Raw genomic sequence first — 2,961 nt, 5'->3', positions numbered from 1 at the left:
ATAATCAGAAAGCGTCGTGCTTGAGAACTCATGGGTTTACATTTACAACTGCTTTGTTAATTGTATGATTTATAGCTTAAGTCCATTGAAATGGACTAATATCCTTGATCAGTCCTCTTCAGAGGACTTTAGCTATTAGCCAGCGATTTAAATCGCTGGCTGGGTGACAGCCCAGGTGCAAGATAGTCAGTTACCCGTAGAGCGGTAAATTCTTTTGCATTGGTTGATAACTTGGAAGAATTTGGCTAAGCGCACGATCTGGCAGGTGTAAATGGCGCTCTAGTAACGCCGCAATTACATCTCGGAAATCAGTTGTTACTGCTAAGTCTCGCTGTTGGTAAAGTTGGTCGCTCGCTAACCCTCGCCAATCACCGTACACCTTGCCACCTCGAACACCACCCCCTAATAGCCACATCACATTTCCATGCCCATGATCAGTCCCACCATCGCCATTTTCATGAACTGTGCGACCGAATTCCGACATAACCAGAATATTCGTGTCTGTATAAGTTGAACCTAGGGTTGTTTGCAGCACTGCTAACCCCTTACCCAACTGCTCTAGATTCCTGGCAAGTTGACCTTGACTTGCACCCTGATTAACGTGAGTATCCCAGCCACCGAGAGCCATAAATGCTAGTACAACTCTTGGATCTTTGTTCATAATTTGTGCTAGGTGCTGTGCGTCGCTGGCAAAACCAGAGGGAAGTGGCGCTCCTTTGTTTGCCATTTTCATATCAGCTTCCAAGTCTGCTAACAAGGCTTTGCGTGCAACTCGACCTTCTTGATATGCTTGACTTATCTTGTCGTTCCCGCTGTAAAGACGATCAAAGGCATTACCTACTTGCGGTCGATCAAGAGAAATCGGATTCGCAGCCCGTCGTCCCAATCCTAGAGTAGCAACCGGCATCCGACCTGATAATATGCGGGGAGTTACATCTCCAACATTGACTGCTTGAATAGGATTCTTGCCAGATAAGCTACTGAGTAATCTATTCATCCAGCCATCGTGTATCTTTTGTGTACCTGTTATTCCGCTTTCCATATTATCTTGAGCTTCAAAGTGCGATCGCGTCGCGTCACGAGATCCAGAACTATGCACAAAAGCTAAGCTACCCTGTTGCCAGAGTGGTAAAATCGGCGCAAGCGCGGGATGTAGACCAAACTGACCATCAAGATCGAGTGCGCCGCCGTTTTGACCTGGTTGAGGAATTGCGATCGTTGCTCGAGCATCATAGTAGGCAGCCTCGCGGTAGGGAACGACAACGTTTAAACCATCAACCGCACCACGCAAAAAAATTACAATCAATCTTTTTGGATTCGTTCCTGATGTTATGCTTTGAGCATCGGATCTGGCAAACCAACTGTGGCTTCCGACAGCTACCAGGGTTGAAGCGCAAGCAAGTCCAGCTTGAAGCAATTGTCGTCTTTTCATATACAAGTTAATTTAGGTGTGCAATCAGTTCTTTAACGCCGTGTAAACTCTGGGCTACCCAACATGAGAGCCGCGCGAAGCTTGGGGGGACTAGTGGCGATTACTTGCTGGGTTTGTCCGGGAAACAAATTTCCCAATGTATTTGAGAGTTGATCCGGATCAACAGGCGTGACTGGAGGAGTTGGGCTGTTTATAGCGGGCTGCATTGGCGGTGTGGGTTGGACTCCACCAAAGCTTAGTCGTGGAATCAATCGACCGATACGAGTTTCGCTTGTAGGCACTTGGCGAACGGTTGGTGGTGTAACCGGTGCTACTGTGAGCGGTAAGCGCCCACTCGCAAGGGTGGTGGCAAAGCTGATCCGCCGAGTTATTGCATCGGGGTTCAACCAAACATCCTCAGTGTTTTTGTATCCATCAGGGGTTAAACATCCGTAGATAGGCATTCCAAGCTGTTGCAGTAAGCCCAGAATGGGACGAAAATTGCGGACTTCAATTCCGGTTGCTCGCACAGATGAAACTGCATACTGATAGGGTGTTTTAAACTTGGCGTTATAAGTATGACTATCTTGGAATTCTGGACTGTGAAACAGGGTAGATAATACCTCTCGAATATTGCCATCAGTTGCTAAGAATTTTTGCGACAGTCTATCTACTAGCTTTTTAGGAGGCTGATCTGCAACGAAGTATTGTGCTAGTTGATAGCTAATGTGATGAGCCGTTGCTGGACTCTTTGCCAAAATATCCAGCGCTTGCTCCCCTTCAGCTATGCCGCTGCCTTTAATAGTATGTCCTAAAAATACCTTGTCGCTAAAGTCGTGACGCTTGGCATCGAAGTAGAAACCATTCTGATCAACTCCGGGTTGTGGCGCTCTACGGAATGTCCAACCTGTAAGGATCTTTGCCAGAGTAATCACATCCTGCTGAGTATATCCTCCATCTACGCCCAGCGTATGCAATTCCATTAGCTCACGTGCGTAGTTTTCGTTTAATCCTTGTGTTCGCTTACCCTTACCTGAAGTGTTGGGCGCAGTATTTTGCCAATTATCAAGATAATACAGCATCGCTGGATGATGAGCGGTTGCTTCTAATAAGTCGCGAAAACGACCAAGGGCATAAGGACGTATAGCCTCTTGTTCGTAGGCTCCGACTAACATCTCATCGATGCCTTTACGTGAAAACACGTTAAAGTGGTTGTACCAAAAATCAACCATGACTTCTTGAAGTTGACGTGGACTTTGCGTTGCTTCCAGTAAGCGTGCTTGCTCTGCCTGTTCTCGCACATGAGCCATTTTTTTACGGAAGGCGCGTTTTTGCTCTGGTGTTTGGGCTTGCCCTTTAGGCAATTTCGGTAGACTAATCTGCTCAAAGAGTTGTAGAGGGGTGAGATTGAGCGTTTCTAATTGGGAAAGTTGGGTAGTTACGGCTTGGGGTTCAGGAATTGATTCGGGATGAAGTTGCTGCTGGATATAGCCTTCAACTCCCAGTTTTTCAACAGTTTCAACGTCCCCAGGGCGCGCCCCGAAGCTGAG

The 2,961-nt window shown here is 47.0% G+C and carries 2 protein-coding genes; both read right to left on the bottom strand.

Annotated elements, in window-relative coordinates; translation table 11 throughout:
- Window positions 1–190: 190 nt before the first annotated feature.
- On the bottom strand, window positions 191–1,432 hold the full coding sequence (locus G4P69_RS36680; RefSeq protein ID WP_208341795.1) for a DUF1501 domain-containing protein: 1,242 nt from the start codon (window positions 1,430–1,432) through the stop codon (window positions 191–193).
- A gap of 32 nt (window positions 1,433–1,464) precedes the next feature.
- Window positions 1,465–2,961 (bottom strand): DUF1800 domain-containing protein (locus G4P69_RS36675; RefSeq protein WP_208354761.1); only part of this gene is annotated, 1,497 nt, incomplete at its 5' end.

This window comes from Aetokthonos hydrillicola CCALA 1050 (assembly GCF_017591665.1).
Lineage (GTDB): Bacteria > Cyanobacteriota > Cyanobacteriia > Cyanobacteriales > Nostocaceae > Aetokthonos > Aetokthonos hydrillicola.
This window is presented reverse-complemented; position numbering and strand designations above follow the sequence as displayed.

Coding starts and splice junctions, on each gene's coding strand:
- G4P69_RS36680 (WP_208341795.1), bottom strand. CDS start 1,432: ATGAAAAGACGACAATTGCTTCAAGCTGGACTTGCTTGCGCTTCAACC.